Here is a 25,380-nt window from a genome sequence, read left to right on the forward strand (position 1 = left end):
GAAACTGTAAACAAACTCACAGGTGGTTTCAGGTAAACGCACGTTATGACTCATGACTTGACAACCCAGTCGACAACAAATTCTCTGCGGAGTAAGTCCGGCCGTGGCTGCGGGACCCCTACACGGGCTGGTTGAAGACGTGGCGGCGAATCCAGGCATGCATGGCGATGGCTGCAGCAGAGGCGGCATTGATGGAGCGGGTGGACCCGAACTGCTCAATGGAGAGGGTGGCCAGCGCGGCCTCGTGGACCTTAGGAGTCAGGCCTGGACCCTCCTGGCCGAACACCAGCACGCAGTCCCTTGGTAACTCATAGGTTTCCAAGGGAACCGAGTCCGGAAAGATGTCGATCCCGATGATGGCCAGGCCCTCGCCCTGCGCCCACGCCACGAAGTCGTCCACGGTGGGGTGGTAGCGGACGTGCTGGTAGCGGTCGGTGACCATGGCGCCGCGGCGGTTCCACCTGCGCCGGCCGATAATATGAACTTCCTTTGCCAGGAAGGCGTTGGCTGTGCGCACGACAGTGCCAATGTTGAGGTCGTGCTGCCAGTTCTCGATGGCGATGTGGAAGTTGTGCCGCCTTGCATCAAGATCCGCCACGATCGCGTCGTGTTTCCAGTAACGGTATTTGTCCACCACGTTGCGCCGGTCCCCGGCTGCCAGGAGCTCGGGGTCCCAGTGGTCGCCGTCAGGCAGTTTGCCTTCCCACGGCCCCACGCCGACTTCCGCCTGCGGCGCTTCTTCGATGCCTGGCTGGGGATCGTCTGGCGTCCCGGGTGTCTGATTCACCCCTCAACACTAGACTGGGCCGAGGAATATCCATTACCCGTGGAGGAAGTCATGGCAGAAGCTGACCAGGTAAAAGCATCGGCGGCGGTTTACCGCAGTGGCCAGGAGATCGAATGCTGGCTCACGGACATGGACGGCGTGCTGGTTCACGAGAATCAGCCCGTTCCCGGAGCGGCGGATCTGATCCAGCGCTGGGTGGACACTTCCAAGCGTTTCCTGGTCCTGACAAACAATTCCATCTTCACTCCCAGGGACCTTGCGGCCCGGCTCCGCGCTTCCGGCCTGGAGATCCCGGAGGAGAATATCTGGACCTCCGCCCTGGCTACGGCCCAGTTCCTCAAGGACCAGGTGCATGGTTCCGGTTCGGGCAACCGCGCCTACACCATCGGTGAAGCAGGACTAACGACGGCGTTGCATGAGGCGGGCTTCATCCTCACCGACCAGAACCCGGACTTTGTGGTTCTTGGCGAGACCCGTACATATTCTTTCGAGGCCATCACCATGGCGATCCGGCTGATCCTCGCCGGGGCCAGGTTCATTGCCACCAACCCGGACGCCACCGGCCCTTCCAAGGACGGTCCCATGCCCGCCACCGGCGCCATAGCTGCGCTGATCACCAAGGCGACGGGCCGGGAACCCTACATTGTGGGCAAGCCCAATCCCATGATGTTCCGCTCCGCCATGAACCAGATCGACGCCCATTCCGAGACCACCGCCATGATCGGGGACCGGATGGACACTGACATCGTGGCGGGCATGGAAGCGGGACTACACACCGTACTGGTCCTGACCGGCATCACCCGCCGCGAGGACATCGACTCATTCCCGTTCCGGCCCAACCAGGTGCTGGGTTCGGTCGCGGACCTCAAGGACCAGATCTAGGGGACCGGACCTAGGAGAACAGGTTCAGGGGATCGCATCTAGTAGATCGATACCCTCGACCCGCCAGCGGGCAGCGGGAAGATCCTGTCCTGCAGTTCCACCACCAGTGGACGGTAGACGAACGGGTTCCAGCCCGGGCTCGCGTGGGCGGGCCGGGCGCCGTCCGTCCGCAGGTCCGTGGTTTCCATGTTGTTCGGAAACGTGGATTCCCAGCCGGCCCTGGCCGTTGCGTACCGCACGGTTTGATCCTCCGGACTGCCAATAAACGCCATCCGGGTGCTTCCCAGCTTGTCAGCGAAACGGAAGGCGGAGAAGTGGTAGATGTAGGCTGATTCGCTCTGGATCAGCACGCTGGACGGTGCAAGGGGCGACAGTTGCGCCATGGTCTGGTCCAAAATCTGCCGCCAGGTACGCTCGTCCTTGTGCACGATCCGTTCCCCTAACTCATAGCTGCCGCGGACTACGCTGGGCACCCGAAACCCTGACTCGTAGAGGAACACCACGCCGTCGAACCAGCTTTGGTCCAGCACATCGGTGCGGCTGTGCGGGGAGGAGTCCAGCAGGATAAATTCCACTTCGAGGCCATGGAGCTCGCGCAGGCGTGCGGCCACCTGGGTAGCCACCATGCCGCCAAAGCTGTGGCCGTAAAAGTAGAGCTTGGTGAGTTTCTGCGCGCGGACATATTCGATCACCTCAATCACCAGCTCATCAATGTCCAGCCCCAGGTTGGAATATCCGATGGCGGCGAGCCGGCCCCGGCGGTTAAGGGCACCCCTCAGGGAGTTAAGAATCCACTGCGCTTCTTCCCAGCTGGTCTTGTAGCCGGGGAACAGGAACCAGCTGGCACCGGGGTGGTACTTGTCCGCGAAATCGTCGGACACGGGCAGGATCTGGCTGACGCGTCGCTGGCCCTGCACCCGTTGGGTGAAGAGCATGTCCGCCGCTAAGACACTTGAGGCTGCGGCGCCGAGCAGAAATTTGCGCCGGGAGAACCTGTCCAGATCCCCGGCCTGCCTCAGCAGCCTGCGGGCCCAATCGGTGTGTTCGGAGCGAAAGTCCACGTCTCTACCGTAATAGAGGGCGGACCTGCGAAGGTTCGCCTGGGCCACGGGCGGACCCCGCCCATTGGCAAGTAATCAGGCGTCAGTCAGCGACGGATTGGTCCTGCGGCGCCGATCAATCTCGAGGCAGATGGCACTGTAGATGGCGAGGTGCTCACCTATGCGGGGGTCACGGTTATTCTCCATGCGGGCATAGGCCTTGTCGCTGGCCTTGAGCAGTTCGGCGTCCGTCCACGAGGACAGGGAGGCAGGGTCCGGACGGTGATGAAAGTGATCGAGAAAACATGCGTGGACCATAGAAACTCCAACCTGGGCTCAACTATGGCCGGATGCTCAACCTCTACCAGCCTATAGTGCGCGTTGCGGGTAATACAAAAACGCTCACTGGCGCCTTATCCTGCCTGGCTGTGAGTCGGCTCATCGAAATGAGTAGCAGCCTGCGCACCGCCGATTTTGCTCACAAGATTCTCTGCCAGCGTGCGCAGCTTGGTGTTGCTGTTGCTGGCAGCCTCGCTCAGGATCCTGAACGCCTCCTCCTGGCTGCAGCGGTTCTGCCCCATCACAATGCCAATGGCAAGATCGATGGCTGTCCGCGACTTCATGCTGGCCCGCAGATTAACCGCGTTGTCATTATGTAGCGCAATACGGACGGCAAGGCGCAGTGCCTGGGATACCTCCCGGGTGTACTCCCAGGCGCGTTCACGGGTCACATCATTAAAGGAATCCGGAGCGGCCGAATACAGGTTCAGGGCCGCTTTCGCTTCACCTTGCAGGTCAAAAGGCAGCGAAAGCACAGACCTTAAGCCGTGGCTGGCCACGGCTTTGGCGTAATCCGGTCCCCAGCGGTCTTCCTCCGTGAGGTCCGGGACGTAGACCTCTTTCTGCTCCTCAGCCGAGGTGAGGCAAGGTCCCTGGGCCAGTGAGTACTGGATCTCGTCCACTTCACGTGCCTCAGTGCTGCTCCAGCCGATGGTGGCCGCCTGGCGGTCACGCAGCAGGGTGATGCCACAGAGCACTTTATTACCGTCGCTCGACGTAGCCTTGGCAGACAACTGAGCCAACTCATTGAGGAACTCCTCAAAGTCGGCGCTTTCCAGGATCAGGTTCTGGATCCTGTCCACAGGTAAGAACTCCGGATCAAGCGACATACCGCCACCTTTATAGTAAGTACTGCGGAGGATACCCGCTTGCGAAACGTAAGAAAAGGATAGGCTTCACAGGGCGTCCCGGTCGAGCCGGAATGAGTCAGCCCAGGCCAAGCTCGTCCTTGCCGAAAGCAAAGAGGTACGGAACGCCGGTTTCGGCTTCGATCTTTTCCTTGGCGCCGGTGTCGCGGTCCACAATGACAGCCACCGCCACCACGTTGCCGCCAGCGGTCCGGACGCCCTCGACGGCGGTCAGTGCGGAACCGCCGGTGGTGGAAGTGTCCTCAAGGACCACCACATTGCGGCCGTCAACGGAGGGACCCTCCACCTGGCGTCCCATCCCATACGATTTCTGCGCCTTGCGGACAACAAAGGCGTCCACGGGACGTCCGGCGTCGGCAGCTGCGTGCATCACGGCGGTTCCCACGGGGTCCGCCCCCATGGTGAGGCCACCGGCGCACTCAAAGCTGATGCCGGCGTCGTCAATCATTTTCAGCATGACCTGGCCTACCAGCCTGGACGCCTCGTGGTGGAGGGTGATGCGGCGGAGGTCGATGTAGTAATCGGCCTCGGCTCCGCTGGACAGGGTCACTTTGCCCCGGACCACCGCCAGTTCCTTAATCAGCTCAAGCAGGCGGGCACGGGCATCGGCAGGCGAAACGCTGGGGGAAGTCATGGTGACAAGTTTATCCGGGTCTTTTGTCCTGTTCCGCCGCCGTGGCCCGTCACCTGTTGAGCAGGGTTGACACTCGTGACTAGTGTGGATCACATGCGCGAACTCCAGGCCAGGATCATTGAAGAAATGGGCGTCCAGCCCCGGATCGACCCCGCGGGGGAGGTGCGCAAACGTGTTGACTTCCTCAAGGAATACCTCAAGGCCACCGGAACCAAGGGATTTGTCCTGGGCATCTCCGGCGGCCTGGATTCGTCGCTGGCCGGCAAGCTGGCTCAGCTGGCGGTCGACGAACTGGAAGCGGAGGGCGTGAACGCCAACTTCGTCGCAGTCCGGCTGCCCTACGGCGTCCAGCATGACGAGGAAGACGCCCAGGCCGCCATGGACTTCATCAGGCCCAAAACCGAATGGACCTACAACGTCTCCCACGCCGTCGACGGCTTTGAAGAGGAGTTCGAAAAGACCACCGGCAGCCCCATCTCCGACTTCAACCGCGGCAACGTCAAGGCCCGTGCACGCATGATCGCACAGTATGCCTTGGCCGGCGAGCACAACTACCTGGTGGTCGGCACCGATCACGGGGCTGAGTCCGTCACGGGGTTCTTCACCAAGTTCGGCGACGGCGGCGCGGACATCCTGCCACTCTTCGGCCTGAACAAGCGGCAGAACCGGATGCTGCTGGCCGAGTTGGGTGCCCCTGCCCGGGTGTGGGAGAAGGTTCCCACGGCAGACCTCTTGAACGATAACCCCGGCCGAACCGACGAGGACGAACTGGGCCTCAGCTACGACCAGATCGACGACTACCTGGAAGGCCGCGAGGTTACTGAAGCTGCCGCCACGCTGATCGAGGAAAAGTACCTGCGGACCCGCCACAAACGCACCGTGCCGGTCACCATCTTTGACACCTGGTGGAAGTAGTCACACAAAAGCGGACTTTCCGGTCACGGCCCGGCCCACAATCAGCGCATTGATCTCATAGCTGCCCTCGTACGTGTAGAGGATTTCGGCATCGCCGAACAGCTTGGCCATCTCAAAATCGGTGCTGATGCCGTTGCCGCCCAGCAGGGACCGGCCCATGGCCACCGTTTCCCGCGCCAACCGGGTGGTGGTGGCCTTGGCCATGGCGGCCTGCGCCATCTCCAGCCGCCCGTCCCGCTGGATCGTGGCCAACTGGCTCATCAGCGCCAATGAAGCCGAGGCGTTGCCCACCATCTCCGAAAGCTGCTGCTGGATGAGCTGGAAGCGGGCCAACTCCCTGCCGAACTGGGTGCGCTCCAGGGCGTAGGAGCGGGCAACGTCGAACGCGGCCAGTTGGATGCCCGCCGCCTGCCAGCCGACCCAGGCCCGTGAGTCGCGGAGCAGGGAGTTCGCTGCTGAGAAGTCGGTGGCCCCGGGCAGCAGGTTGCGGTGGGGAATTCGGACCTGGTCAAGCACTATGTCCGCGTTCGGCATGATGCGCAGGCCGATCTTGTTGGAGATCTTGGTGGCACGGTAGCCGGGCCTGTCCGTCTCCACGATGAAACCCTTGATCCTGCCATCGGCTTCATCCCGGGCCCAGACCAGCGCGAAGTCGGCGATGGTTCCGGCTCCGATCCAGCGCTTTGCGCCGTTGATCACCCACTCCGCGCCATCTCGCTGTGCCGTGGTGCTCAGGCCGCCGGCAATGTCAGAACCGTGCTCCGGCTCGGTCAAGGCGAAAGCCCCCAACTGGGTGAAGGCTGCCAGCCCGGGGAGCCAGCGCTGCTTCTGTTCCTCCGAGCCCAGTTCGTTGATCATGCCAAGGATGAGCTCGTTATGGATCCCCACGAGGGCGCTGAGCGAGACGTCTGCCCGTGCGACTTCGACGTACATCAGGCCCTTGAACAAGGCTGATGAACCGTCCGTCTGGAGCCCGCCCAGGCCGCAGCCGGCCAGCAGTTTCAGCAGCTCATAGGGAAATTCCTCCCGGTTCCAGTACGGAATAGAGGCTGCCCGAACCCTGGCCTGCAGCAGGTCCCGCACCTCGAGGTACCGCTGACGTTCTGTTGGCGGCAGCAGGTCCACAATGTGCATCAGGTCAGCATCCGGAAAAGGGATCCCGGCCCGGGCGGCCTGCGGCGTCCCTCCCCCGGTGTCACTTCCTTGTGGCTTCACGGGACATATCCCTTCTTCCAGACCATTGGATGTCCTAGTATATTCACAGAGTTGAGACGAAGTGATGGGGATCACCACGCGAAAGGCCTGCAATGTCAGTCACCGACGACTTCCGTTCCGCGCGCGACAGATTACTGGCCCTCCGCGCTGACTACGGCGCCGCCCGCCAGGAGTTCGGCTGGCCCCGGTTCGAGCATTTCAACTTCGCCCTGGACTGGTTTGACCAGATCGCTACCAGCCCGGCCACCGCCGGCAAACCCGCCCTGGTGATCGTGGAACAGGATGGTTCCGCCACCCGGCGGACTTTTGCCGAGCTCGCGGCGGATTCGAGCCGGCTGGCCAACTGGCTACGCAGCGTGGGCGTCCGGCGCGGGGACCATATGATCCTGATGCTGGGAAACCAGGTCGAATTGTGGGAGTTCATGCTGGCCGGCATGAAGCTGGGCATCGTCCTCATCCCCACCACCACACTGATGGGCCCGGCTGATCTGCGCGACCGGGTGGAGCGTGGCAGGGCCTCGTGGGCCGTGGCGGGCAGTTCGAACATCGCAAAATTCGCTGACGTCCCGGGCCGCTACCGTTTGGTTGAAGTGAACGACGGCGGTGCTGCAGCCAGCGCCGACGCCTTTCAGTACAGCGATTCGCGGGGTGCACCGGCGGAATTTGAGCCCGACGCCCCCACCGGTGCGGATGACACCCTGCTGCTTTATTTCACCTCCGGCACCACATCCAAGGCCAAGCTGGTGGAGCACACCCACACCTCGTACCCGGTGGGCCATCTGTCCACGCTCTACTGGATCGGCATCGAACCCGGCGACGTCCACCTGAACGTCGCATCGCCGGGCTGGGCAAAGCACGCCTGGTCCAACGTTTTCACTCCGTGGATCGCCGAGGCCTGTGTTTTCGTGTACAACTACGAACGCTTCGACGCCCGCTCCCTCATGGAACAGATGGACCGCGAACGCGTCAGCAGCTTCTGCGCTCCGCCCACTGTCTGGCGGATGATGATCCAGGCGGACCTGACGTTGCTCAGGAATCCTCCCACGAAGGTGGTTTCCGCCGGCGAACCGCTCAATGCTGAGGTCATTGGCCAGGTATCCAAAGCCTGGGGGCAAACCATCAGGGACGGCTTCGGGCAGACGGAAACCACCGTGCAGGTGGCCAACACACCCGGCCAGCCCGTCACCGTTGGTGCGATGGGAAAACCGCTGCCGGGTTACGACGTCGTACTGGTTGATCCGGCGACGGGGCAGGAAGGCGACGACGGCGAACTCTGCCTGCGCCTGGATCCCCGGCCGGTGGGACTGATGAAGGCGTACTACGGCGACCCGGAACGGACGGCGGAAGCCTTCCGCGGCGGCTATTACCACACGGGCGACATGGCCAGCCGGGACGCAGACGGCGTGATCACCTACATCGGACGGGACGACGACGTCTTCAAATCGTCGGACTACCGGCTTTCTCCTTTTGAGCTGGAGAGCGTGCTGATCGAGCATCCGGCAGTGGCGGAAGCTGCGGTGGTTCCGTCACCGGATGAGTTGCGGCTCTCAGTACCCAAGGCGTTCGTTGTGCTGGTTGCCGGGTTTGAACCCGGCGCGGAATTGGCGGAGGACATCTTCAAATATTGCCGCGACCACTTAGCGCCGTTCAAACGGATCCGGCGCCTGGAGTTCACCGCCCTGCCCAAGACCATTTCCGGGAAGATCCGGCGCGTGGAGCTGCGGCAGAGCGAGGAACTGCGGCACGCCGCGGGTGGAGGCTCAGCTAACCCCGGCGCGGCAGGCATCGCTATGATCGCCGGTGCGGGAGTCGGCGTTGAGTATTCCGAGGCTGATTTCCCTGCCCTCAGAAGCGGCCTGGGGAGCGAAGGCTAAGCCATGGCCGGTCCGCTGCCCCGGGATCCCATTGCCGATGCACAGCGCAACTGGGAGGCTCACGGCTGGGTTGAAGAAGCCGCGCCCATGGCCGCGATTACCGCGATCATGCGCACCCAACAGATCCTGTTGGCCCGGATCGAAGCGGTGCTGCGGCCCTTTGGGCTGACCTTCGCACGCTATGAACTGCTGGCCCTGCTCAGTTTCGCCCGCGGCGGTGCGCTCCCGATGAACAAGGCGAGCGCATTGCTCCAGGTGCATCCGACGTCGGTCACCAATGCCGTGGACAGACTGGCCTCCGCAGGGCTGGTGGTCCGTTCACCGCACCCCAGCGACGGCCGCACCACCCTCGTGGAGCTGACCCCGGAGGGCCGGACGCTGGCCAAAAACGCGACGGCGGCACTCAACAGTGTCATCTTCGCCACGTCAGGGTTCGGCGACGACGACGTCACGCAACTGATCCGGATCCTGGGTGATTTCCGCCGGAACGCCGGGGACTTCGAGGGCTGAGGCGCCTGCTGTCCGTCAACTCCGGCTCACAGCCCGTACGCGTCCCACCAGCCGCTGTTGTGCACCTGGAGCAGCACCAGGAACAGCACGAAGTCGAACAACAGGTGGACGCTGACGATGTAGGACAGGGACTTGGTTACGGTAAAAAGCCTGGCCTGCAGCAGTGCGAACGGGAAGATGAACAGCGGCCCCCAGGCCTCGAAACCCAGTTCCCAGAGGAACGAGGTGAACAGCACCGCCTGGAGCAGGTTGGCCTGCCATTCAGGCAGATGCCGGCGCAGCAGCGTGAAGGCCGTGCAGATGAAGAACAGCTCATCCCAGATGCCCAGGCCGTTGGTGCCGACGAAGAGCCTGATGATCCCGTCAGGCTCGCTGACCGCAGGCCAGTTCCTGTACACGCCGGTGCTCACCATGTAGTAGCCCAGCATCACGTATCCCAGCGGCGGCACCACCCAGAGGTACAGTTTCTCCGCGCGGGTCCAGGGCTGCCCGGTGAGCACAGGGAAAAGGACAGCATGGTCGCGGTAGACCCAGCGGGATACGGCATAGGGAACCCCGACGGCGGCAATCATCGCGGCGCCCATCTCCAGCATGTGCCCCGTACTGATGTCCGTGGTGACAGGAACCAGGCTCATCATCACCAGGCCGAACGCCACCAGGGCGAGATCCTTGGCCAGGGAGCGGTTGAAGATGGCAGCACCCAGCAGGGCAACTGCCAGCATGCTGAAACCGACCAGCCGGTTTTCGAGGGCGAAGAGCACGAAGCCGGAGGCGGACAAGAGCGTGGCCGGGAGCAGGTTGAGGCGGCTGGCCTGGGAGACGGTCACGGTTGATTCAGCCAACGGTCTTCGCCTTCAGGTGGACGCGTTCTCCCTGCCGGCCAAAGAGGCTGAGGAATTCCACTGGGTCGTTGTCCGCCGTGCCGAACCAGTGCGGCACGCGGGTGTCGAACTCGGCTGCCTCCCCCGGGCCCATCACAAAGTTTCGGTCACCGAGCACCACCCGGAGCGCACCATTGAGTACGTACAGCCATTCGTAGCCCTCGTGGACCTGCGGGTCCGGCTCCTCGGTACGGCCCGCCTTCATGATGCACTTGTAGGCCTGAATGCCGCCGGGCTTGCGGGTCAGCGGAATGATGGTCATCCGCGGGCCCGTCCGGGGGCGCAGGTGCACCCGTGGATCTCCGGTGTCCGGTGCCCCCACCAGTTCGTCCAACGGCACCTGGTGCGCACGGGCAAGCGGCAGGAGCAGTTCCAGGTTGGGTTTGCGCTGGCCTGATTCCAGCCTGGACAACGTGCTCACCGAAATCCCGGTAGTGGCGGATAATTCGGTGAGGGTGACGTTACTCTCCGAACGCAACGCCCGCAGCCGGGGACCAACAGCCGCCAGGACGCCGTCGAACTCTTCCTCGTCTTCCGCCATGCCTGCCTTCCGCATCCAACGGTTCTTTTTGCTGATCCAGCAAGAATAATTGCCAGCAAGAGGGATGGCAAGCACGCTTGAGACATGAGCGAAAACAACGAACTTTTGTACGACGCCGTCGTCATCGGAGGAGGCGCCGCCGGCCTGAGCGCTGCCCAAACCCTGGGCCGTGCCCGGCGCACAGTTGCCGTAATCGATTCGGGCAAACCACGCAATGCGCCCGCTGAGGGCGTGCACGCTTTTCTCACCCGGGACGGCATGGACCCCCTTGAGCTGCTGCGGATAGCCCGCGCCGAAGCGGAAAGCTACGGCGCGGTCATGGTTCCCGGCCGCGTCGCCGACGCCTCAGGCTCTGCAGGCGCCTTCACCGTCACGCTCGACGACGGCGCCCGGGTTTCAGGGCGCCGCATCCTGGTTGCCACCGGGTTGCGGGACGATCTTCCCGCCATTCCCGGACTCCGGGACCTGTGGGGCAAGGATGTGCTGCACTGCCCGTTCTGCCACGGCTGGGAAGTGCGGGACCAGGCAATCGGCATCATCGGAGCCGGGCCGGTGTCCGTCCACCAGGCGTTGATGTTCCGGCAGTGGAGCGCCAACATCACCCTGTTCCTCAATGATCTTGCCGCCCCAGGCGAGGAGGAACTGGAACAGTTGGCCGCACGTGGCATCCGGGTGGTGGGCGGCGGCATTGAGGAACTCCGCGTCCAGGACGGCCGGCTCCGCGGCGTGGCGCTCGCTTCCGGCGAGGTGGCCATCGACGCCCTGGTGGCAGGACCCAAAGTGCACGCCCGCTTGGACGGCCTGGCCGGACTGGGCCTGTCCGCCACACCGCACCCGTCCGGCATGGGTGACTACCTGGTAACCGACGAGGGCGGAGCCACGGCGGTCCCGGGCATCTGGGCGGCGGGCAACGTCACGGACATCAAGGCGCAGGTGCTGCCGGCCGCGGCGGGAGGCACCTGGGCGGCAGTTAACCTCAACAACAGCCTGATGGCCGAGGAACTGGATCGGGACGTGGCGGTTTACCGGGAGTCCCTCGGACAGAGGGTGTAGGGGCCAGCCGGATTCGGCTGACCCCTCCAGGTTGTAAGTGCAATTCAGTTGGTTCGAGAGGCCGCTGAGTGAATGACCTTGGCGAGGTCGAGGGGACGGCTCCACATAGGCCAATGCCCCGTCGGGAGGTCGATGACATCCAGGTGCTCGATGTTCGCGACTTCGGCAAACATGGCGTGGCCTGCGCGTGCCAGCTCCAGCACCTGCGCGCCAGCGATCGAGCAGCACACCAGGGTGGTCCGGACCTTGCGGCGGGCATCGTTCGTGAGCTCGACGGGCTGGCGAAGCACGGGGCCGGGCTCAGGGACGGCCCGGGCCCGAAAACGCTCGAGGACCTCTGCGCTCAGGCCTTCGAGGCTCGCCTGCTGTGCGAGGACGTCGAAGGGCGGCAGCGGAAGCTCCTCCAACTCCGGCGGAATGTTTGGGGCGAAGGCGCTTCCCGTCGCCACGGGGCCCGAGTCGACCCACACCACTCGATGGACAAGCTCAGGGTGCCGGTCAAGGACGAGGCTGACGGGGGCGTTCGCCCCGCTGTGAGCGACGAGAGTTGCGGGCTGAGCCTCGGAGACCCCAAGTTCAGTGATGACCTCAAGGACCGCCGCGGCTTGATCGTCCAGAGTCTTCGCCGCCCGTCCGGGATCGTCCCCGTCTAGGCCGGGCAGTGTCATCGCGATTGCACGCGAGTGGTCGGTTGTCAGGTGTTCAAGCACTTCGTCCCACGCCCAAGCGCCTAGCCAGTGGCCGGCGATGAGAACGATGATCGGACTGCTTGTAGTAGTTGTCATGTCACTACCCTCGCAGCCACAACGGACAAAGGTATGTCACTATTTGTGTCATGAATTTGTCCGGGCCTGAACTGTGAAACGAGTCGAACGGCTCCATGCCCTATCCGAGATGTTGCGCCGCAGCGGCACGCGGGGGGTTTCCGCCGAACGGTTGGCGAGCGAGTTTGAGGTATCCGTGCGCACCATAAAAAGGGACCTCGATGCGCTGGAGAACAGCGGTGCGCCTATCTGGTCTCGCCCAGGTCCGGGCGGTGGCTACGGATTGGCCACAGGCGCGTCCCTGCCGCCTGTCAGCCTGTCTCCAGGGCAGGCCGTGGCGCTCATGGCAGCTGTGTCCGCTGCACCCGATGCCCCCTACGCCGATCTTGCAGCGGCAGGTATCCAGAAGATCCTGGACGTGCTCGATCCTAAAACCCGGGCACGGGCCGACGAGCTGGCCCATCGCGTCTGGGTCAACGCGCTTCCGTCCTCTTCGCGCGCCATCAAGTCGGCATTGGAGGAAGCGATGGCCGAGCAGCGAGTGATCCGCATTCGCTACACATCGAAGGACGAGACCACGACCACCCGTGACGTTGAACCAGTGCTCTTCGCCTCCACGAACGGCCAGTGGTACCTGGTTGGCTGGTGCCGACTGCGCAACGCAATGCGATGGTTCACTGTGTCGCGCATCGAGCGAGCCAGCGTGACCAGGACGGCGTGCAGCGGCCACACCATCCACGAGGTCGGAGAACCTCCGGCGAACGCCAGACCGGTGCACAGTCGGGGCGAGTGAGTCACTCAAACAACCATTCCAGTCGGTATACCTACCGGTGCTTGAAATCCGGCTGCCGCTTCTGGGCGAACGCCGCCATCCCTTCCTTCTGGTCCTCGCTGGCAAACAGCGAATGGAAGAGGCGGCGTTCAAACACCACGCCCTGCGCCAGGCCTGTTTCGAAGGCCGCGTTCACGGCTTCCTTAGCCAGCATGGCCACTGGTTTGGACTTAGACGCGATCACCTCCGCGGCCTTCACAGCTTCCTCCACGACGTCCGCAGCCGGTACCACGCGGGAGACCAGCCCGCAGCGTTCGGCTTCTTCGGCACCGATGAAACGTCCTGTGAGGATGAGGTCCATGGCCTTGGCCTTGCCCACTGCCCTGGTGAGCCGTTGTGAGCCGCCCATCCCCGGAATCACGCCCAGGTTGATTTCCGGTTGACCGAACTTGGCGTTGTCCCCGGCAATCACGAGGTCGCACATCATGGCCAGCTCGCAGCCGCCGCCCAGGGCAAAGCCGGACACCGCGGCAACGATCGGAATCCGCAACCGTGTCAGGTCCTCCCATGCACGGAACCAGTCCAGCGCGTACATCTCCAGGTAGCTTTTATCCGCCATCTCCTTGATGTCCGCACCCGCGGCAAACGCCTTGGCAGAACCGGTGATCACGACGGCGCCAACCCCTGAATCCGCATCCATGGCACTGACTGCAGCAACGACGTCGTCCAGCGTTCCCTTGTTCAGCGCATTCAGCGCCTCTGGACGGTTCAGGGTCAAGATGCCCACGCGCCCGCGGTGCTCCACCAGAATGTTGGCGTACTGTCCGGCCGTTGTCGCGGATGATGTGGTTCCGGCTTTTGTTGTCCCGGCGGTGCCCTGCTGCGTCATGGATTCCCTCACGTGTCTGATGCTTCCGGCTGTCCAGCCGCCGATTTGTCCCTGATGTCCGTAATGATGCCGGAGAAGTCCCGGCCGGCGCCGCCTTCTGCGGCAAACGCCTCGTAAATTTCGGCGGCCAGCGGACCCAGGCGTGCAGCCACGCCGTTGCTCTCCAGCGCGTTCAAGGCCAGCCGCAGGTCCTTTGCCATCAGCGCACCCGCGAACCCGGGCTGATAGTCGCGGTTGGCCGGGCTGGTGGGGACGGGGCCCGGCACGGGGCAGTTGGTAGTCAGCGCCCAGCATTGCCCCGAGGCGTTGGAGGCGACGTCGAACAGTGCCTGGTGTGTCAGCCCCAGCTTCTCCCCCAGCACAAAGGCCTCACTCACGGCGATCATGGAAATCCCCAGAATCAGGTTGTTGCAGACTTTCGCCGCCTGACCCAAACCGTGGTCGCCGCAGTGCACAATACGCTTACCCATCACCTCCAGCAGCGGACGGACGGCCTCGAAGTCCTCAGCAGTGCCGCCCACCATAAAGGTCAGGGTGCCGGCCTCGGCTCCCACCACACCGCCGGACACCGGAGCGTCTACGGAGCGGTGGCCCGCGTCCAAAGCCAGCTGCGCAGCTTCCCGGGCCTCGTCCACGTTGATGGTGGAGCAGTCCAGGAACAGCGTGCCCGGCGCGGCTTCGGCCAACAGGCCGGGGGCGCCGACGGTCCCGCGGTAAGCATCCAGCAGGTGCCGGCCGCTGGGCAGCATGGTGAGCACCACGGAGGCGGCCCGGACGGCGTCGACGGCGTTCTCCACCGTGGGCACCCCGTTGCGGCCTGCTTCCTCGACGGCCGCCGGGACAACGTCGAAACCGGACACCGGGTACCCGGCCTTGACCAGGTTCACGGCCATCGGACCGCCCATATGGCCCAGTCCCAAAAACGCTATGGTGCCCCGTGGGGCAGCGTCCTGTGAAGCAGCGTCAGACATGATCGGACTCCCTCTCCTGCAGTTCCAGCCCGGCATCGGGTTGCACTTCGAGTTCCAGTTCAGCGTCATCCAGCGGATGGAAGAACCGATCGACGTCGGCCTCCGTCACCTGGTGCAGCGAGGGTGGGTTCCAGCGCGGGTTGCGGTCCTTGTCCACCACCTGCGCCCGGATCCCCTCCCGGAAATCCGGACCGGTGAGGCACCGCAATCCAACCCTGTACTCCTGCTTCAGTGCCTCGCCCAGGTCCAGGTTGCGCGCCCGGCGGATGCCGGCCAGTGCAACCTTCACGGCAGTCGGGGATTTCGCGGCAATGGTGGCAGCGGCTTCCGCTGCGTCCCCGCCCGCGGCGTCGAGCCGGCGGACAATCTCCTCGGCACTGTCCCCGGTGTAGCAGTCATCAATCCAGCTGCGCTGCTTTTCCAGGGCGCTGGGCGGGGCCGACGAGCTGAAACGCACGACGGCGTCCTCCGGGTTTTCGCTTTCCAACGCCTCCGCCAGCGCGGGAAGCCTGCCTGACTCAACGAAGTGGTCTGCCAGCCCCAGGAAGATGGCATCCGAACCGGTGCAGTGCGCCCCGGTGAGGGCGGCATGGGTTCCCGCCTCCCCAGGCGAGCGGGCCAGTAGATAGGTCCCGCCGACGTCGGGCACAAAGCCAATGGTGGTTTCGGGCATTCCGGTGCGTGTCCGCTCGGTGACCACCCGGACCGAACCGTGGGCCGAAATGCCCACCCCGCCACCCAGCACCAGCCCGTCCATGAAGGCCACGTACGGCTTAGGGTAGCTGGCGATCAGCGCGTTCAGCCGGTACTCGACCTGCCAGAACCTGGCCGTCCTGTCTCCGCCGGTGAGCATGTCCCGGTAGATAGCCACGATGTCGCCGCCGGCGCACAGGCCCCGATCACCGGCGCCCCGGACCAGGACTGTGGCCACGGCATCGTCCATTGCCCACGCCGTCAGCTGCTCCAGCATGCCTGCAGCCATCCCTTCAGTCAGGGCGTTGACGGCCCTGGGACGGTTCAAGGTGATAACGCCCAACCGGCCGCGGCGCTCGAACAGTATTTCCGGGACCGCGGCCTCATTAGCACCCTGCGTCATCAGCTTCCCTCCGGCATGATGAAGCTGGCACCGGAGCGGATTCCCGAAGGCCACCGGGTGGTGATGGTTTTGGTCTTGGTATAGAAGCGGAAGGCGTCCGGGCCGTGCTGGTTGAGATCGCCAAAGCCTGAGGCTTTCCAGCCACCGAAGGTGTAGTAGGCAATGGGAACGGGGATGGGCACGTTGATGCCCACCATGCCTACCTGGACGCGGCTGGCAAAGTCGCGGGCGGCGTCGCCGTCGCGGGTAAAGATGGCCACGCCGTTGCCATACTCGTGTTCGGTGCAGAGCCGCAATGCTTCCTCATAGTCCGGAGCCCGCAGGATACTGAGGACCGGGCCGAAGATCTCCTCGCGGTAGATCGCCATGTCCTTGGTGACATGGTCAAAGAGGGTGGGGCCCACCCAGAAACCACCGTCGTGTCCGTCCACTTCAAGGCCGCGCCCGTCCGCAAGGAGGGTGGCGCCGTCGTCAACTCCGGATTGGATGTACCCCTCGATCCGTTCCTTGGCGGCGGCGGTGACCACGGGCCCGAAGTCGCTGTCCGGCGCCAGGCTGGGGCCGACTTTGAGAGCCTTTACCCGTTCCTGAAGTGTGGCTACCAGCCTGTTCGCGGTCTCCTCGCCGACAGGTACGGCCACCGAAATGGCCATGCAGCGTTCACCGGCAGAACCATACCCCGCACCGATCAGGGCGTCAGCTGCCATCTCCAGATCGGCGTCGGGCATGATCACCATATGGTTCTTGGCGCCGCCAAAGCACTGGGCGCGCTTGCCGTGCGCTGCAGCCGTGGCATAGATGTACTGGGCAATGGGGGTGGAGCCAACGAAGCCCACCGCCTTGACCCGGGGGTCCTCCAGCAACGAGTCCACGGCTTCCTTATCCCCGTTGACCACGTTGAACACGCCATCCGGGACGCCTGCTTCGGTGAAAAGCTCGGCGAGGCGGAGCGGCACCGAGGGGTCGCGCTCCGAGGGCTTGAGGATGAAGGCGTTGCCGGCGGCGAGCGCTGGGCCGGACTTCCACAGCGGGATCATGGCGGGGAAGTTGAACGGCGTGATCCCGGCGACGACGCCCAACGGCTGCCGCACCGAGTGCACGTCGATCCCGCCGGCGTCGGAAAATTCGCCCTTGAGCAGGTGCGGGGCGCCGGCGGCGAACTCCACCACCTCGATGCCGCGTTGGATATCGCCCCTGGAATCGGCGAAGGTCTTTCCGTGTTCCCTGGACAGCAGCGTGGCCAGCTCGTCCATGTTGGCGTTGACCAGCTCCACGAACTTGAGCAGGATCCGTCCACGGCGCTGCGGATTCATAGCCGCCCACTCGAGCTGCGCCTTCTCCGCGCTGGCAATGACGTTGGCCACCTCGTCCCGGGAAGCCAACGGAACCCGTGCCTGCACCTGGCCGGAACAGGGATCAAAGACATCCCCGAACCGGCCGGAGGTACCATCAACCCGCTGCCCGTCTACGTAATGGGAAAGCTCGCGCACCAAAGCTGCCATAGTGGAATGCTCCTTCGCATGTGATCCAGGCCATCTTGCAGCCGAATATACTCGGACTTCCTACTAAATTCCAGAGCATGCTGATGCGACAATAAACCCCGGGCTCCTGCTTAGAGTCCGTCCTTCAGCCCCCTGTACGCATCCAGCGCCTTTTGCCGCGAAGCCTTGAGGTCCACGATGCTTTCCGGGTAGTCCGGTGTTCCAAACTCGGGGACCCAGTGGCCGACGTACTTTCCGGCGGGATCGAACTTGGTCCGCTGCGACTCCGGATTGAATATCCTGAAGAACGGTGCCGCGTCCGCCCCGGACCCGGCCACCCATTGCCAATTGGCCGGGTTGGAGGCAGGGTCTGCGTCCACCAAGGTGTCCCAGTACCACTGCTCACCTACCTGCCAATGGATGCCGAGGTTCTTCACCAGAAAGCTGGCCGCCACCATCCTGACGCGGTTGTGCATCCACCCCGTATGCCACATCTGCCGCTGCCCGGCGTCCACCAGGGGGAAACCGGTCCGGCCCTGCTGCCAGGCCGCTAAGGTGTCAGACACTGAGCTTTCAGTACTCCCGGCAGGGGTTTTCCCTACGGCAGCGTTGTCGGCAGCAGCTGGCCACGCCCAAGGGACCTGTCAAACTCCGGCCGCAAATTCTCCGTGGCCAGCCCCGGGTGGTGGAAGTACTGGTGCCAGCAAAACTCGCGCCATCCCAATTCGGAGGTGAACAACGCAACGCTTTCCGGCGCGTCCCTGCGGTGCCTGACCGTTGCGTGCCACACTTCGTAGGGACTCAGTTCACCCCACCGAAGGTAGGGGGACAACCTGCTGCTTCCCGCCAGGTCAGGCCGATCACGGCCTTCCCGATATCCGGCCAGGCCCTCTCCCAGGAAGACCGCCAGCCGCTCCCGGGCGTGGGCCGATCCCGGCGTCCACATCTGGGCCAGCCCAGCGGACCAATCCGGCTTAACAGGCAGCAGTGCCCAGGTGTCCAAGTCCTCCTGGCCCGGAAGTCCGCCGTCGTACCCGTTTCCAGGTTCTGGCTCAGCCAGCGGTTCGCGAAACTCCGTGGCGGACAGCGCCCGCCAGAACGGCGAAAACACCTTGAAGTGCCCGCCCTGCTTGGTAGTCACTTTCCACGGTTCATGAAGCAACAACGCTTGGAAGCTCTCCGAGTGCAACCCAGACTCTTGTGCCCACGACTTGATCTCAGCGTCCAAAGTACGTTCGGCCAACCCATAGCGTCGGTTCCAGTACAGCGCACCAGCGCCCAAGGCCTCGGCGGTTTCCCGAACTACCGTTCCAGCGGGCCCACGCCGCAGCAGCAGCGGTACTCCCAACCGGCTGAGTTCTTTCCGGAGGGCGCTAAGGGAGTGATGCAGCCACCAGCGGGCGGCTCCGCCCAGAGGCCTGATATTCGGAGATTCTTCATCGAGGACGTAGAGACCCACCGCGCCGCCATCCTCGACCGCGGCACGGAGGGCAGGATGGTCGCTGACGCGCAGATCGTCGCGAAACCACACAAGTGAGGGCTTCAATCAGGTCCTTTCAGAACCCGGAACGGAACGGGCTTGCACGGTGGTCCTGATGAATCTACTGGGGAACCCGGGAGGTGTCGAGCCTGACTGGTTCAGCGGCTTCGGATAAGCGCCGCGATTTCCGTGAACCCCAGCCGGTCAGCGTTATCCACAGCCGTACGCCCCTGTGGGTCGCGGACGTCCGGGTTGGCGCCCGCGGCCAGCAACTGGCGGACCACTTCCTGCTGGTTGGGACCGCCGCTGTTGAGCAGGATGGCTTCCTGCATGGCGGTCCAGCCGAGGTTATTGACGTGGTCCACGGGAACGCCGGCGGCGATGAGGATGCTCACCGTTTCCACGTGGCCGTGCTCGCTGGCGGGGATGAGCGCCGTACCGCCGTAGCGGTTGGTGCTGCTGACATCAGCTCCGGCCGCGAGCGTCAGCTGCAGCACCTCGTTGAAGCCCTCCGCGCCGGCATACAGGAACGCTGAATCCTGGATGGAATCCTTGGCGTTGACGTCCCCACCAGCCTCAATCAATTCCTTGACGCGGACCGGATCGTTGGCTTTCGCCGCGCGGATGAGCTGCTGGTCAAGTTCCATTTGTGCCTCCGGGCCCAAGGCTGCCCTGCGTTCCGCCGCCGTTACCGGAGCAGCGGACGACGGCGGTACCGCCGCCGCAGTGGCGGGTGCCGGCGTCGTGGTTTCTGCAACCTTGGCCGGGGCTCTGGTGACCGGCGCCGTAGTGGCTGACGGCGCTGGCTGCGGTGCAGCAGTGCCACAACCGGCCAGCAGCCCGGCCGCCGCCATCCCGGCGATGCGGCGCCGGGCTGCTTTCCTGAATCTCCGCATTGAACCCGAGCCTACTTGCCGGCCCCGGCAATGACCTCGGCTCCGGCGGTGGCGCACGCTTCATCGAGCATGCCGTCCGGAGCGCCGCCCACGCCGATCCCTGCAACGGAAACGCCGTTGACCTTCAAGGGCACCCCGCCCGGGAGGAACAGGGTACCGGGCAGGTCCGCAATGGAAGGCTTGCCGTTGCCGTTGATGCGACCTGCAAGTTAGCTGGTGGGAGCTCCGAACGCCGCTGCGGTGTAGGCCTTCTGCTTCGCAGCTTCGATGGTGTGCTCGGCGGCGTTGTCTCCGCGCAGGAGAGCCTGGACGGTGCCGAAGCGGTCCACCAGTGCCACCGTGACGAACGGAAGCTTGTCCGCCTGGCACTTCGCCAGGGCTGCCTTGACGGCATCCGCGGAAGCACCCACGCTGATGCGGTTCTGCTGGACCGTGGTGTCCGGCGAGGCAGGGACGTCGACGGCGGGAACGGAGATGGGTGCGGGTTGTTGCGGCACGGAGACGGCATTCGCGACGGCAGTAATGCCGCCGGTGAGGACCAGGGCACTGACGGCTGCGCTGCTGAACAACATGGTGGACTTCTTCATGGCTTCTCCTGCTTGTCGGCTTTCCTGGCGGTCTTGCCAGGGCACCCTTCAAGCTTCGTCGGGGACGCCGCCTCGGGGCATCGGCCAAGCAGTCGCTGCCTGCTCATCCTTTCTGCGGGGCTTATCAGCCAAATGGCTGAGAGACCGGCAACCGCAAGGGAATTAGCATGGTGGGTAGCGTATTCAAGCGAAGGAAACCCATGTCAGTGAACAGGATTGACGGCCGGATTGACGCCGTCGTCCACGTCAGTTTCGCAGTCCTGATGGTGGCTTCCGGCGTGCGGTACGTGATGCGGCACTCCCCCGCGGACAACCTCTGGACCGTTGCCCTGGCCGCTGCCGTTTGCACCCTCTATGGCGTGGTGGCAGTCCTTTCGCTGCGCGGCCAGCCCTGGATGCCATGGATGTTTGCCCTGGTGGCCGCGTGGTCTGCACTGGTGATCGCGGCCCCGAGCTTTGCCTGGGGCTCTTTCGCTTTGTTCTTCCTGGCCCGTTCGGCCTTTCGCGGCTGGGCCGCTTACGTGGCGTCGGGAATCACGGCGGCCGCAACCGCCGTCGGGTTGTTTTGGATGAGCGGCGGCACCGATGTTGCCATGCTCCTGGGACCGGTGGCCGCCGGCCTGCTGCTCACCCTCATCTACGGCAGGATGGAGCGAGACGCCCGAATCCAGAAACAGCTGCTGGACGACGTCACCCGGGCCCAGGACCGCCTCGCCGCCAGCGAACGCGAAGCAGGAGTGGTTGCCGAGCGCGAACGGGTTTCCCGGGAAATCCACGACACCGTCACCCAGGGGCTGGCCAGCAGCCTCTTGCTGCTCGAAGCTGCCCAGCGGTCCTGGCCGGCCCGGGAATCGCGGGAGGAAATACAGAAAGCCGCGGGCCTGCTGCGCCGGAACCTCGCCGAAACCCGGAGCCTGGTGCACGAACTGTCCGCTCCAGGGCTGGAGAGCATTCCTCTCCCGGACGCGCTCGAGCAAGCGGCCGGGCAGTACCTGGACCATTTTCGGTTCCAGGTGACCGGAGAACAGTCACCTGTTCCCGGCGAAATCCGTCATGCCCTGTTGCGTGTCACTCAAAGCGCGGCGGCCAACATCAAGCTTCACGCCCGGGCAGGAAACGTCAGCATCACCCTCGGTTACCTTCCCGGGGCGGTCACCCTGGATGTGTTCGACGACGGCCGCGGCTTCGATCCCTCGGCGGTACCCGGGCCCTCGGATGCCGGCGGCTACGGACTCCGCGCGATGCGGCAGCGGGTGGAGCAGCTGGGCGGTATGTTGTCAGTGGAAAGCAGCCCGGGCGAGGGCACCGTCATTGCGGCCCAACTGCCACTGCCTCCCGCAGCGGCGCCCAAAGAGGCAAACGCCACCTCCGCTGCAACCCGGACTGCCAAGGAGACCCGATGACTGCCATTACCGTGCTCCTGGTGGACGATCACGTGGTGGTCCGGAGCGGGCTCAAGGCGCTGCTGGGCACCCAGCCCGATATCGACGTCGTAGGTGAAGCGGCATCAGGTGAGGAAGCGCTGGCCGTGGCCGAATCCTGCTCGCCGGACGTGATCCTCATGGACCTTGCCATGGGTCCCGGCATGGATGGCATCGAGGCGATCAAACGGCTACGCCAGCGCAACAGCAAGCAGGCCGTCATCGTGTTCACCACCTACGATTCGGATGCTGACATAGTCCGTGCCGTGGACGCCGGCGCCATGGGCTACCTGCTCAAAGACGCCGCTCCAGAGGAGATCTTCGCGGGCGTGCGGGCCGCTGTGCAGGGCAAGAGCGTGATGAGTCCGCCCGTGGCGTCCCGCCTTTTCCAGCAGATGCGCAACCCGGACGAAATCCTCACGGCCCGCGAGGCGGAGCTGCTCAGCCTCCTCACCCAGGGACTGAGCAACCGCCAGCTTGGCAAGCAGCTCTTCATCTCCGAAGCCACAGTAAAAACCCACCTGGCGCACATCTACGCCAAGCTCGGGGTGGACACCCGTGCCGCCGCGATCGCCACCGCCATCCGCCGGGAGGGGATGCGCTGAGCTGTGCCGTGTTGGGCCAGCGCCCGGCCGCCCAACAAACCCTGTAACGCCTCCGGCCGACAAGTTCGGTAAGTTAGAACTGTGAAGATTGCTACCTGGAACGTTAATTCCCTCCGAGCCCGGGCCGATCGTGTCGAAGCCTGGCTTCAGCGCAGCGATTGCGATGTCCTCGCCATCCAGGAAACCAAATGCAAGGACGACAACTTCCCATGGGAGCTCTTTGAGCGGATGGGCTACGAGGTGGCGCACTTCGGGCTCAACCAGTGGAACGGCGTTGCCATTGCCTCCCGCGTAGGGCTTGAGGACGTGGAGCGCACCTTCATGGATCAGCCCGCTTTTGGGAAAGAAGGAAAGGATCCCGTCCAGGAGGCCCGTGCCATGGGAGCCACGTGCAATGGCGTGCGCGTATGGAGCCTGTACGTTCCCAACGGTCGCTCCCTCAACGATGAGCACATGCCGTACAAGCTGAAGTGGCTGGACATGCTCAACGCCCACGCCCGTGGCGAGCTGGCAGCAAACCCGGACCTGCAGCTGGCACTGATGGGCGACTGGAACATCGCCCCGCGGGACGAGGATGTCTGGGACATCGACCTTTTCCTGACCCAGGGCTACACCCATGTCAGCGAGCCCGAACGGGAAGCGTTCCGGGCTTTCGAGGCCGCCGGATTTACCGACGTCGCCCGTCCTTACACTCCTGGCCCCGGCGTCTACACCTACTGGGACTACACCCAGCTCCGCTTCCCCAAAAAAGAAGGAATGCGGATCGACTTTGTGCTGGCCTCACCGGCGCTGGCTGCCCGGGTCACTGGCGCCTCCATCGACAGGGAAGAGCGCAAGGGCAAGGGCGCTTCTGACCACGCTCCTGTGATCGTGGACCTGGCTGACTAGTGTTTTTGCAAGGGAGGCGGACATGACCGGAAGCATCTACCGGGGCCAGGCGGGCCTGCCGTTTTCCTCCGCCCTGCGGGTCTACGAACCCCTGCACGCCTTCCCCGAAGAGCAGCGCAAAGCCCTCCGCAAGGCGGGGCTCGGCGCTGCCTCAAGGGACGCCGTCGAAAATGCCGAACTGCTCGCCTCCCTGGGCCGCATCACCCGCGAAGGCGGGGATCCCTTTCCTACCGGACGTACAGATCTGGTCCGGGTCCGATCGGCAAAGAACGACGCCGGAGCTGCCGCGGCCGCCGGTGCCGGTGCCGGTGCCGGAGCGGATGGTGAAGACCTGTTGTACTGCCCCAGCCAGCTGGTGCTGCGCGCCGGCCTTGCCGCGAACGCCCTGATGGAGGGTATCCACGGCCCGCTGGCACAACTGCTGATCCCCGAGGAACAGCTGGACAAGCACCAGGAACGGATCAACCAGGTCAAGGCCAGCGGTGAAACGCCGCGGGTGCACACACGGGCCTCTACCTGGGGCATTCCGTTCAGCTGGTTTTCGCTCTTCATGGAGGGCGACCGGCAGGAGGTGGTGGAGTCCCAGGGCAAAATCGCCACGGTACGGGTATGGGCCACCCTCCTGGAGGCACTGGAAAGGGCGCGTTACGCCGTCGCGCATCTTGCCCTGGCTGCTCCGGACCTGGACATGTTGGAGGAACTGGCCCAGCTGACCGCCTGGCTGGAGCGGTTCGATTCAGCGTCCATTGTGGAGCTGGACTATGGTGCCGTGGCAGACAAGGTGCACCCTGATGACTCGCCGCTGGACATCAGGTTGGGCATCGAGTGCCTGGCCGAGGGCGACATGACCGGCGCCGCTGCCGCTTACCGCAGGCTCGCGTCCCGCTGGATTCCCATCCGTCAGCTGGCCCGCGCCTCCTGACCCACTGCTACCTGGTTGGCGGGGATGTTGAGGTGCGGACAATCAGCTCATGAGGCGCGACCGCGGAATGTACCGCGCCGCTGATGCCGTCCAGTTCGTCAAGGAGCATCTTGGTGGCGAGCTCGGCCTGCTCGTCAGGGCGCTGACTCACCGTGGTCAGGCCCATGGCTTCGGCGAAATCGTGGTCGTCGATTCCCACCACTGACAGGTCCTCGGGCACCCGGACCCCCAGGCGTGCGGCTTCAAACATGACGCCCATTGCCATCTCATCCGATGCGCAGAAAACGGCCGTCGGCTTTGGTCCGGGCGCACGCCACAGCCGCTGGAAAGCTGCCTGCCCACTGCGCACCGTAAAGTCGCCGAGTTCATCCCACTCCGGCCGGTCCACCAGACCCGCCCGCTTCATCACGTCGTGAAAGGCCAGGATCCGGACCCGCGGAACATCGAAGTTCAGGTCCGTTTCATCGTCACCATGAATCAGCGCAATGTCCTTGTGACCAAGATCGATCAGGTGCTGGACCGCGGTGGAGGCGGCCGCGTAGTCGTCAATGCCAATGTAGGCACAATCTTCCACGTGGCCACCCACTACTACCAGCGGGATGTCGATTTTCTGCAGATGTTCCAGTTCCTCGTGGGTCAGCGCCATACACAGGACCAGCAGGGCGTCGATCTGCTTGTAGACCATAGTCTTGCTGAACAGCCGCTCCCGGTTGCTCCCGTGCCCGCCCAAATTGAACAGGGATAGGTTGTAGTGCCGGGTGTGAAGCTCCCGGTCGGCGCCCTCGATTGCCTTGGAGAAGAACCAGCGGCTCACGAACGGCGCCAACACACCGATGGTCTTGGTGCGGCCGGTTGCCAGTCCGGAAGCCGACGACGACGCCACATAGCCCAACTGGCCGGCAATCTCCAGGATCTTCTCCCGGGTGGCCGGCGACACCCGGGGCAGCCCCCTCACTGCCCGGGAGACAGTCGCCGTGGAGAACCCGGTGGCTGCAGCGACGTCTTCGATACTGACCCCGCTGTGCCCGCCCCGTTGGCTTCTTTCAGTTGCCCGTGCCACGGTTCCCT

The 25,380-nt window shown here is 64.2% G+C and carries 25 protein-coding genes and 2 pseudogenes; 10 read left to right on the top strand and 17 right to left on the bottom strand.

Annotated elements, in window-relative coordinates; all coding sequences use genetic code 11:
- Positions 1-118 precede the first annotated feature (118 nt).
- On the bottom strand, positions 119-787 hold the full coding sequence (locus AC50X5_RS06690; RefSeq protein WP_494975340.1) for a TrmH family RNA methyltransferase: 669 nt from the start codon (positions 785-787) through the stop codon (positions 119-121).
- Between the two features lie 51 nt (positions 788-838).
- On the opposite strand from AC50X5_RS06690, the gene AC50X5_RS06695 reads away from it, so the two are divergent.
- The gene (locus AC50X5_RS06695; protein ID WP_494975341.1) at positions 839-1,669 is read left to right on the top strand and encodes an HAD-IIA family hydrolase; all 831 of its coding nucleotides are present in this window, start codon (positions 839-841) and stop codon (positions 1,667-1,669) included.
- 38 nt (positions 1,670-1,707) lie between these two features.
- On the opposite strand, the gene AC50X5_RS06700 is transcribed toward AC50X5_RS06695, so the two are convergent.
- The 4 genes from AC50X5_RS06700 to pyrE form a co-directional block, all read right to left on the bottom strand.
- Complete coding sequence (locus AC50X5_RS06700) at positions 1,708-2,730, bottom strand: alpha/beta fold hydrolase (RefSeq protein WP_494975342.1); 1,023 nt, start codon at positions 2,728-2,730, stop codon at positions 1,708-1,710.
- 75 nt (positions 2,731-2,805) lie between these two features.
- Positions 2,806-3,027, bottom strand: a complete 222-nt coding sequence (locus tag AC50X5_RS06705; protein WP_494975343.1) for a hypothetical protein — start codon at positions 3,025-3,027, stop codon at positions 2,806-2,808.
- A 95-nt stretch (positions 3,028-3,122) separates the two neighbouring features.
- The gene (locus AC50X5_RS06710; protein ID WP_494975344.1) at positions 3,123-3,878 is read right to left on the bottom strand and encodes a GAF and ANTAR domain-containing protein; all 756 of its coding nucleotides are present in this window, start codon (positions 3,876-3,878) and stop codon (positions 3,123-3,125) included.
- 97 nt (positions 3,879-3,975) lie between these two features.
- Positions 3,976-4,551, bottom strand: coding sequence for an orotate phosphoribosyltransferase (gene pyrE / locus AC50X5_RS06715; protein WP_494975345.1), 576 nt, complete (start codon positions 4,549-4,551; stop codon positions 3,976-3,978).
- Positions 4,552-4,644: 93 nt separating this feature from the next.
- Here pyrE and nadE point away from each other — a divergent pair, with 93 nt between their 5' ends.
- The gene (gene nadE / locus AC50X5_RS06720) at positions 4,645-5,466 is read left to right on the top strand and encodes an NAD(+) synthase (RefSeq protein WP_494975346.1); all 822 of its coding nucleotides are present in this window, start codon (positions 4,645-4,647) and stop codon (positions 5,464-5,466) included.
- On the opposite strand, the gene AC50X5_RS06725 is transcribed toward nadE, so the two are convergent.
- Positions 5,467-6,600 carry an acyl-CoA dehydrogenase family protein gene (locus AC50X5_RS06725; protein ID WP_494976050.1) on the bottom strand — a complete coding sequence of 378 codons (1,134 nt, stop codon included), beginning with the start codon at positions 6,598-6,600 and terminating at the stop codon, positions 5,467-5,469.
- Positions 6,601-6,773: 173 nt separating this feature from the next.
- Here AC50X5_RS06725 and AC50X5_RS06730 point away from each other — a divergent pair, with 173 nt between their 5' ends.
- Together AC50X5_RS06730 and AC50X5_RS06735 are read left to right on the top strand one after the other, a co-directional pair.
- Entirely contained in the window at positions 6,774-8,555 is a 1,782-nt protein-coding gene (locus tag AC50X5_RS06730) for an AMP-binding protein (RefSeq protein WP_494975347.1), read from the top strand.
- 3 nt (positions 8,556-8,558) lie between these two features.
- The gene (locus AC50X5_RS06735; protein WP_494975348.1) at positions 8,559-9,065 is read left to right on the top strand and encodes a MarR family winged helix-turn-helix transcriptional regulator; all 507 of its coding nucleotides are present in this window, start codon (positions 8,559-8,561) and stop codon (positions 9,063-9,065) included.
- A gap of 26 nt (positions 9,066-9,091) precedes the next feature.
- Here AC50X5_RS06735 and AC50X5_RS06740 read toward each other — a convergent pair whose 3' ends face one another.
- Together AC50X5_RS06740 and AC50X5_RS06745 are read right to left on the bottom strand one after the other, a co-directional pair.
- Complete coding sequence (locus AC50X5_RS06740) at positions 9,092-9,907, bottom strand: CPBP family glutamic-type intramembrane protease (RefSeq protein WP_494975349.1); 816 nt, start codon at positions 9,905-9,907, stop codon at positions 9,092-9,094.
- Positions 9,900-10,502 (bottom strand): helix-turn-helix domain-containing protein, encoded by a 603-nt coding sequence (locus AC50X5_RS06745; RefSeq protein ID WP_494975350.1) that lies wholly within the window; start codon positions 10,500-10,502, stop codon positions 9,900-9,902. Before AC50X5_RS06745 ends, AC50X5_RS06740 begins: the two co-directional genes overlap by 8 nt.
- A gap of 69 nt (positions 10,503-10,571) precedes the next feature.
- On the opposite strand from AC50X5_RS06745, the gene AC50X5_RS06750 reads away from it, so the two are divergent.
- A complete protein-coding gene (locus AC50X5_RS06750; RefSeq protein WP_494975351.1) occupies positions 10,572-11,540 on the top strand; it encodes an NAD(P)/FAD-dependent oxidoreductase in 969 nt (322 codons plus the stop codon).
- A gap of 44 nt (positions 11,541-11,584) precedes the next feature.
- Here the strand turns inward: AC50X5_RS06750 and AC50X5_RS06755 are convergent, their stop codons facing one another.
- Entirely contained in the window at positions 11,585-12,325 is a 741-nt protein-coding gene (locus AC50X5_RS06755) for an alpha/beta fold hydrolase (protein ID WP_494975352.1), read from the bottom strand.
- A 73-nt stretch (positions 12,326-12,398) separates the two neighbouring features.
- On the opposite strand from AC50X5_RS06755, the gene AC50X5_RS06760 reads away from it, so the two are divergent.
- Positions 12,399-13,097, top strand: a complete 699-nt coding sequence (locus tag AC50X5_RS06760; protein ID WP_494975353.1) for a helix-turn-helix transcriptional regulator — start codon at positions 12,399-12,401, stop codon at positions 13,095-13,097.
- A gap of 31 nt (positions 13,098-13,128) precedes the next feature.
- Here the strand turns inward: AC50X5_RS06760 and AC50X5_RS06765 are convergent, their stop codons facing one another.
- The 7 genes and pseudogenes from AC50X5_RS06765 to AC50X5_RS06795 form a co-directional block, all read right to left on the bottom strand.
- Entirely contained in the window at positions 13,129-13,977 is an 849-nt protein-coding gene (locus tag AC50X5_RS06765; protein ID WP_494975354.1) for an enoyl-CoA hydratase, read from the bottom strand.
- Positions 13,974-14,936 (bottom strand): 3-hydroxyisobutyrate dehydrogenase, encoded by a 963-nt coding sequence (mmsB, locus tag AC50X5_RS06770; protein WP_494975355.1) that lies wholly within the window; start codon positions 14,934-14,936, stop codon positions 13,974-13,976. The genes AC50X5_RS06765 and mmsB overlap by 4 nt, the downstream gene beginning before the upstream one ends.
- Complete coding sequence (locus AC50X5_RS06775; RefSeq protein WP_494975356.1) at positions 14,929-16,032, bottom strand: enoyl-CoA hydratase/isomerase family protein; 1,104 nt, start codon at positions 16,030-16,032, stop codon at positions 14,929-14,931. The genes mmsB and AC50X5_RS06775 overlap by 8 nt, the downstream gene beginning before the upstream one ends.
- Positions 16,032-17,525, bottom strand: coding sequence for a CoA-acylating methylmalonate-semialdehyde dehydrogenase (locus AC50X5_RS06780; protein WP_494976051.1), 1,494 nt, complete (start codon positions 17,523-17,525; stop codon positions 16,032-16,034). The genes AC50X5_RS06775 and AC50X5_RS06780 overlap by 1 nt, the downstream gene beginning before the upstream one ends.
- Before the next feature lie 119 nt (positions 17,526-17,644).
- Positions 17,645-19,059: pseudogene (locus AC50X5_RS06785) on the bottom strand (cryptochrome/photolyase family protein).
- A gap of 92 nt (positions 19,060-19,151) precedes the next feature.
- Positions 19,152-19,889, bottom strand: a complete 738-nt coding sequence (locus AC50X5_RS06790) for an ankyrin repeat domain-containing protein (RefSeq protein WP_494975357.1) — start codon at positions 19,887-19,889, stop codon at positions 19,152-19,154.
- A gap of 11 nt (positions 19,890-19,900) precedes the next feature.
- Positions 19,901-20,476 (bottom strand): annotated as a pseudogene (locus tag AC50X5_RS06795) (GlcG/HbpS family heme-binding protein).
- Positions 20,477-20,676: 200 nt separating this feature from the next.
- Between AC50X5_RS06795 and AC50X5_RS06800 the strand changes: the two are divergent.
- The 4 genes from AC50X5_RS06800 to AC50X5_RS06815 all read left to right on the top strand — a co-directional run bounded on the left by AC50X5_RS06800 (position 20,677) and on the right by AC50X5_RS06815 (position 24,312).
- Positions 20,677-21,879 carry a sensor histidine kinase gene (locus AC50X5_RS06800; RefSeq protein ID WP_494975358.1) on the top strand — a complete coding sequence of 401 codons (1,203 nt, stop codon included), beginning with the start codon at positions 20,677-20,679 and terminating at the stop codon, positions 21,877-21,879.
- Positions 21,876-22,502, top strand: coding sequence for a response regulator (locus tag AC50X5_RS06805; protein WP_494975359.1), 627 nt, complete (start codon positions 21,876-21,878; stop codon positions 22,500-22,502). The genes AC50X5_RS06800 and AC50X5_RS06805 overlap by 4 nt, the downstream gene beginning before the upstream one ends.
- Positions 22,503-22,583: 81 nt before the next feature.
- On the top strand, positions 22,584-23,390 hold the full coding sequence (locus AC50X5_RS06810; protein WP_494975360.1) for an exodeoxyribonuclease III: 807 nt from the start codon (positions 22,584-22,586) through the stop codon (positions 23,388-23,390).
- A 22-nt stretch (positions 23,391-23,412) separates the two neighbouring features.
- A complete protein-coding gene (locus tag AC50X5_RS06815) occupies positions 23,413-24,312 on the top strand; it encodes a DUF8083 family protein (RefSeq protein ID WP_494975361.1) in 900 nt (299 codons plus the stop codon).
- A 7-nt stretch (positions 24,313-24,319) separates the two neighbouring features.
- On the opposite strand, the gene AC50X5_RS06820 is transcribed toward AC50X5_RS06815, so the two are convergent.
- Positions 24,320-25,372 (bottom strand): LacI family DNA-binding transcriptional regulator, encoded by a 1,053-nt coding sequence (locus AC50X5_RS06820; RefSeq protein ID WP_494975362.1) that lies wholly within the window; start codon positions 25,370-25,372, stop codon positions 24,320-24,322.
- Positions 25,373-25,380: the final 8 nt, after the last annotated feature.

The sequence above is a fragment of the Pseudarthrobacter sp. MDT1-40-2 genome (genome assembly GCF_059383595.1).